This window comes from Achromobacter insuavis (assembly GCF_902859645.1).
Lineage (GTDB): Bacteria > Pseudomonadota > Gammaproteobacteria > Burkholderiales > Burkholderiaceae_B > Achromobacter > Achromobacter insuavis.
Map to the genome: position 1 here is coordinate 1 of NZ_CADIJR010000149.1, position 6306 is coordinate 6306.

Below are 6306 nucleotides of genomic sequence, written 5' to 3' on the forward strand. Positions count from 1 at the left end.
GAGCAGGCCCAGTCGGACGCGGCCCGGGTGCGCGAGCTGCGCGCCCAGCTGGAAGTGGCCAACCTGCCCGGCCGCCAGGATCAGCGCCGCGCCCAGGCCGCCCAGGTCGAGGCGGCGCGCGCGACGCTGGCGCAGGCCGACTGGACCCTGGCGCAGAAGCGCCTGGCGGCGCCCACCGCCGCCCTCGTTTTCGACACGCTGTACCGCGTGGGCGAATGGGTGCCGGCCGGCAGCCCGGTGGTCAGCCTGCTGCCGCCCGGCAACATCAAGGTGCGCTTCTTCGTGCCGGAAACCGTGGTCGGCACGCTCAAGCCCGGGCAGCAGGCCACGGTGCGCTGCGACGGTTGCGGCGACCCGGTGCCGGTGCGCATCGACTACATCTCGCCCCAGGCCGAGTACACGCCGCCGGTGATCTACAGCCGCGAAACCCGCGGCAAGCTGGTCTACATGGTCGAGGCCCGGCCCGCGGCGGACGCGGCCACGCGGCTGCATCCGGGCCAGCCGGTCGAGGCGGCGCTGCAATGAACGGCGCCCCCGCCCGTCCCGCGGCCGAGCCCGGCTACGTCATCGACGTGCACGGCCTGAACAAGCACTTCGGCAACAAGCACGTGGTCAACGACGTCTCGCTGCAGGTGCGCGAAGGCGAAATCTTCGGCTTTCTCGGCCCCAACGGCAGCGGCAAGACCACCAGCATCCGCCTGATGTGCGGCCTGCTGACGCCCGACTCGGGCAGCGGCACCTGCCTGGGCTACGACATCCTCAAGGACAGCGCCGAGATCAAGCGCCACGTCGGCTACATGACGCAGAAGTTCTCGTACTGGGACGACCTGACCATCCGCGAGAACCTGGACTTCGTGGCCCGCATGTACGGCATGCCGAACCGCCGCGAGACCGTTGACCGCGCGCTCGAGGACCTGGGCCTGCAGACCCGCGCCAACCAGCTCACCGGCGCGCTGTCCGGCGGCTGGAAGCAGCGCCTGGCGCTGGCCGCCTGCCTGCTGCACGAGCCGCGCCTGCTGCTGCTGGACGAGCCCACCGCCGGCGTCGACCCGACCGCGCGGCGCGACTTCTGGGAACAGCTGCACGAGCTGGCCGCGCGCGGCATTTCGGTGCTGGTCAGCACCCACTACATGGACGAGGCCGAGCGCTGCCACAAGCTGGCCTACATCTCGTACGGCAAGCTGCTGATCCAGGGCACCGCCGACGAAGTCATCGCCCAGCAGCGCCTGACCACCTGGGCCATCCACGGCCACGACCTGGTGCCGCTGGCGCAGCGGCTGCGCGGCGCGCCGGGGGTGGACCAGACCGTGGCCTTCGGCACCGCGCTGCACATCAGCGGCCGCGACGCCGCCGTGCTCGAACGCACCCTGCGCGAGGTCGTGGCCGGGCAGGACCTGCGCCTGGAACGCATCGACACCAGCCTGGAGGACGTCTTCATCTACCTGATGAACCGCTCCGACGACAACTACGCGAGTCCGGCATGAGACGCCACCTGGAGGGTTTCTCGTGGTCGCGCTGGTGGAGCATGGTGCTCAAGGAATTCCTGCAGCTGCGGCGCGACCGCATCACCTTCGGCATGATCGTCGGCATCCCGATCATGCAGCTGGCGCTGTTCGGCTACGCCATCAACACCAACCCCAAGCAGTTGCCGACCGCTGTCATCGTGGCCGACCACAGCCCGTTCACGCGCAGCTTCGTGGCGGCGATGACGGCGTCGGATTACTTCAACATCGTCGAGACCCTGCCCGACGAAGAGGCCGGCCGCGCCGCGCTGGCGCAGGGCCGGGTGCTGTTCGTGCTGACCATTCCGCCCGACTTCTCGCGCCAGCTGCTGCGCGGCGAACGGCCGGCGCTGCTGATCGAGGCCGACGCCACCGACCCGATGGCGACCGGGCTGGCGATCGGCTCGGCCACGCAGCTTGCGCAGGCGGTGGCGCAGAAGGACCTGACCGGCCCGCTGGCGCACCTGGCCGGCGGCCAGCCGCCGTTCGACGTGCGCGTGCACCAGCTCTACAACGAAGAGCAGATCTCGCAATACAACACCGTGCCTGGCCTGATGGGCGTGATCCTGACCATGACGCTGGTGATGATGACCGGCCTGGCCATGACGCGCGAACGCGAGCGCGGCACCATGGAAAACCTGCTGGCCATGCCGGTGCGGCCGCTGGAGGTGATGACCGGCAAGATCGTGCCCTACATCGCCATCGGCCTGATCCAGGCCACCATCATCCTGCTGGCGGCGTACTTCGTGTTCCACGTGCCGTTCCTGGGCAACCTGGTGACGGTGTACGTGGGCGCGCTGATCTTCGTGGCCGCCAACCTGACCGTCGGCATCACGCTGTCGTCGCTGGCGCAGAACCAGCTGCAGGCGATGCAGCTGACGATGTTCTATTTCCTGCCCAACATGCTGCTGTCCGGCTTCATGTTCCCGTTCCTGGGCATGCCCAAGTGGGCGCAGTACCTGGGCAACCTGCTGCCGCTGACGCACTTCAACCGGCTGATCCGCGGCATCCTGCTCAAGGGCAACGGCTGGTGGGACCTGTGGCCCACCATCTGGCCCATGCTGCTGTTCACCGTGGTCGTCATGACCGCCGCCGTGAAGTTCTACCGCCGCACCCTGGATTGAAGGCCGCCATGCCCCGCCCCCACCTGCCCTCCGCCCGCCGCGCCGCGCTCGTGGCCGCCTGCGCCCTGTTGCCCGGCTGCGCCGTCGGACCGGACTTCGAGCGCCCCGCCGCGCCGCCGGTCGCCGCCTACACATCGCCGGCCGACAGCGCCGCCCCCGCCAGCGGCGCGCAACCGCGCCTCACCGGCGCCGACATCCCGGCCCAATGGTGGCGCCTGTTTCGTTCCGACGCGCTGGACGCGCTGGTGCGGCAGGCGCTGGACGCCAGCCCGACCCTGGAACAGGCCCGCGCCCGGCTGCGCCAGGCCGGCGAGGATCTGAACGCGGAGACCGGCGGCCGCCTGCTGCCGGCCGTCGACGCCAACCTGTCGGCGACCCGGCAGAAGGTCGATCCGTCCGCCTATGGCGTGCCGGTGACCGAGCAGCCCGCGCCGTTCACGCTCTACAACGCCTCGATCGACGTGTCCTACACGCTCGATGTGTTCGGCGGCAACCGCCGCGCGCTGGAGGGGCTGGCCGCGCAGGTCGACTACCAGTCGCACGAACTGCAGGCCGCGCGCATGACGCTGGCCGCCAACGTCGTCACCACCGCCATCCGCCAGGCCGACCTGGCCGCGCGCCTGGCCGACACCCGCGAACTGCTGGCGGCCCAGCAGCGCCAGCGCGACATCATGGCGCAACGCCTGCGGGCCGGCGGCATCGCCGAGGCCGACCTGCGCAACCAGGAACTGCTGCTGGCGCAGACCGCCGCCACCGTGCCGCCGCTGGAATACCAGCTGGCCCAGGCCACGCACCAGCTGGCCACCTACCTGGGCCGGCCGCCCGCCGCCTGGCAGGCGCCGCCGCTGCGCCTGGCCGACCTGGCGCTGCCGGCCGAGATTCCCACCGGGGTGCCGTCGGCGCTGACCCGCCAGCGGCCCGATATCCTGGCCGCCGAGGCCCTGCTGCACCAGGCCTCGGCCGATGTCGGCGTAGCCACGGCCAACCAGTACCCGCGGTTCACCCTGACCGCCAGCTTCGGGTCGCAACGCACCCGGGCCGGCGATATCACCGATGGCGTCAATGTGTGGAACCTGGGCCTGGGGCTGGTGCAACCGCTGTTCCGTGGCGGTGAACTGCGCGCCCGCACGCGCTCGGCGCAGGCGGCCTACGAGGCCGCGGCGGCCAGCTACCGGCAGACCGTGCTCGATGGTTTCCGCCAGGTGGCCGACGCCCTGCGCGCGGTGCAGACCGACGCCCAGGCCTACGACGCCTATGACGCCGCCTGGCGCCGCGCCGACGACGCCGCCCGCATCGCCGGCGACCGCTACCAGGCCGGCGGCATCAGCCACCTCAGCCTGCTCGACAGCCAGCGCCAGCTGCTGCAGACGCGCATCGCCCGCAGCGCGGCCGATGGCGCGCGCTACGCCGACGTTGCCGCCCTGCTGCAGGCGCTCGGCGGCGGCTGGTGGAACGAGCCGCCGGCGGCCCCCGCCGGCCCCGCGCCCTAGCCCGAAAACCCGCGCCGATACAGGCCTTGCCGGATCATGTCCGAGAATTCGGGTCAGAAAGTGGCGTTGTGCGACGTTTAGGAATCCGTTGTATCCGATGCATCATGCATGCGCTCAAGCTGCACTGATCTCGACAACGATTCATGAATGACCTACTAGACCTGATCGTCTTCTCGCCCGATGCCCACCGACGCGCGCGCCGCTGCGACGCGCTGGCGGGCATGGGCTTCTCGCCGCGCGGTTGCGAGGACTCGAACGGCCTGTTCCGCCTGTTCCAGGCGCGGCGCACGCCGCTGCTGGTGATGGAAGCCGAACTGACCGATCTCTGCATGGCCGTGGCCGGCCTGCGCGCCATGGACACCACCGCCGGCATCGTCGCCGTCTCCACCTTCGACTCCCCCGAAAACCGCATCCTCGGCCTGCACTGCGGCGCCGACGCCTGCTTTCCGCCCGACGTGGCCACCGCCGAAATCGCCGCCGCGCTGCAGGCGCTGGTGCGCCGCGTGCCCGTCAGCGGCCGGCGCCCGGCCGACCCCGACGTGCGCGCGCCGGCCGCCGGCCCCGCCGAAGCCACCGGCAAGTGGCAGTTCCAGGACGCCGCCTGGACCCTGGTCAGCCCGCGCGGCACACGCCTGCCGCTGACCCAGGCCGAACGCGACTTCCTGCTCAAGCTGACCACCAGCCCCGACAAGCGCCTGCCGCGCGGCGACCTGCCACCCGGCGACCCGCAGGCCGGCCGCGAATCCGTGCGGCGCACCGACGTGGTGGTCAGCCGGCTGCGCCGCAAGGCGCAGGAGACCAACATGGAATTGCCGATCCGCACCGTCTGGGGCTGGGGCTACGCCTTCACCGGCGACATCTAGCCCGCGCCGCCTGCCGGGCGGCGGCGTATCATGCGGCATGGCCCGCCGGATCCCCGGCGCCGGCCTTGCCAACCCACCGTTTCCCGCCATGGAAGTCTACGATCGCCTGCAGGCCCTGCTGACCGAACACCAGGCCCGCTACCGCCTCATTTCCCACCCGGCCGCCGGCCGCTCGGTGGAAGTCGCCGCCGTGCGCGGCACCGCCGTCAGCCAGGGCGCCAAGGCGCTGGTGTGCCGCGTCAAGATCTCGTCCAACCAGCGCAGGAACGTGCTGGCCGTGTTCCCGGCCGACCAGCAGGCCGACCTGGAAGCCATCGCCCGCGCCGCCGGCGGCAAGAAGGCCTCGCTGGCCTCGCAGGACCTGGCGCGCGAACTGACCGGCTGCGAGATCGGCGCGATCCCGCCCTTCAGCTTCAACCCCGACCTGCACCTGCTGGTGGATCCCAGCCTGCGCCAGCGGCACGATGAAATCGTGTTCAACGCCGGCCGGCTCGACGCCTCCATCCTGATGGCGACGGACGATTATTTCCGCCTGGCCGCGCCGCAGGAAGCGCCGCTGATCAAGGGCCAGGGTTAACCGGCGCGGGGCCGTCGTGCCACAGTCAGCCGAGCGCCGCGCCCGCACCTCCAACATGCGCTGGCTGATGAGCCTGGCGCACATGGAGCCGTCGCCGGTCAGCCGCTGGGTGGCGCTGCGCGCGGCACTGGCCATCGGCCTGCCGACCGCCGCCGGCCTGCTGCTGGACCAGAGCGCGGCGGCCGCGCTGGTGGCGCTGGGCGCCCTGCCCGCCATCACCGGCGACAACGGCGGCCCGTACCGCAACCGCGCCCTGTCCATCGGCAGCACGGTCTTCGGCGGGGCGCTGGGCTACTTCCTCGGCACGCTGCTGGCCGGCCACGGCCTGTTCAGCATCGCCGGCATGACCGTGCTGGTCCTGATCGCCAGCCTCATCGGCACCTTCAACAACATTGCCGCGGTCGCCACCCTGCAATTCGCCACCTACGTGATCGTCGGCGCCAGCCTGACCTCGCCGCTGCCGCCCTGGCTGCCCTCGGTGCTGGTGGGCGCGGGCGGCCTGTTCGGCCTGGCGCTGACGCTGCTGGGCTGGGTGGTCAATCCCACCGCGCCGGAGCGGGCGGCGGTGGCGCTGGCCTACCGCAAGCTGGCCGCGATGTACGCGGCCATCGGCACCTCGCGCATCATGACGGCCCGGCGCGACATGGAGGCTGCCATGGCCACGGCCTACGACACCCTGCTGGCGGCCCGCCGCCGCGCCGCCGGGCCCTCGCCGCGGCTGGCGCGGCTGGCCGCGCAGCTGCAGGCCTG

Annotated in this window: 6 protein-coding genes and 1 pseudogene; all 7 read left to right on the plus strand. The window is 71.7% G+C overall.

Going from position 1 to position 6306, the window contains the following annotated elements; genetic code table 11:
- Positions 1 to 525: HlyD family secretion protein (locus H0523_RS31340; protein ID WP_180180291.1), on the plus strand; the 525-nt coding region annotated here is incomplete at its 5' end.
- Positions 522 to 1484: an ABC transporter ATP-binding protein gene (locus H0523_RS31345; RefSeq protein ID WP_054431298.1), complete on the plus strand. Its 963-nt coding sequence runs from the start codon at positions 522 to 524 to the stop codon at positions 1482 to 1484. The genes H0523_RS31340 and H0523_RS31345, both read left to right, overlap by 4 nt.
- Positions 1481 to 2626: an ABC transporter permease gene (locus tag H0523_RS31350; RefSeq protein ID WP_054431297.1), complete on the plus strand. Its 1146-nt coding sequence runs from the start codon at positions 1481 to 1483 to the stop codon at positions 2624 to 2626. Before H0523_RS31345 ends, H0523_RS31350 begins: the two co-directional genes overlap by 4 nt.
- Before the next feature lie 8 nt (positions 2627 to 2634).
- Positions 2635 to 4116, plus strand: a complete 1482-nt coding sequence (locus H0523_RS31355; RefSeq protein ID WP_054431296.1) for an efflux transporter outer membrane subunit — start codon at positions 2635 to 2637, stop codon at positions 4114 to 4116.
- Between the two features lie 143 nt (positions 4117 to 4259).
- A complete protein-coding gene (locus H0523_RS31360; protein ID WP_054431295.1) occupies positions 4260 to 4979 on the plus strand; it encodes a response regulator transcription factor in 720 nt (239 codons plus the stop codon).
- 88 nt (positions 4980 to 5067) lie between these two features.
- On the plus strand, positions 5068 to 5556 hold the full coding sequence (locus tag H0523_RS31365; RefSeq protein ID WP_054431294.1) for a YbaK/prolyl-tRNA synthetase associated domain-containing protein: 489 nt from the start codon (positions 5068 to 5070) through the stop codon (positions 5554 to 5556).
- Positions 5557 to 5572: 16 nt separating this feature from the next.
- Positions 5573 to 6306: pseudogene (locus tag H0523_RS31370) on the plus strand (FUSC family protein); the annotation flags it as partial.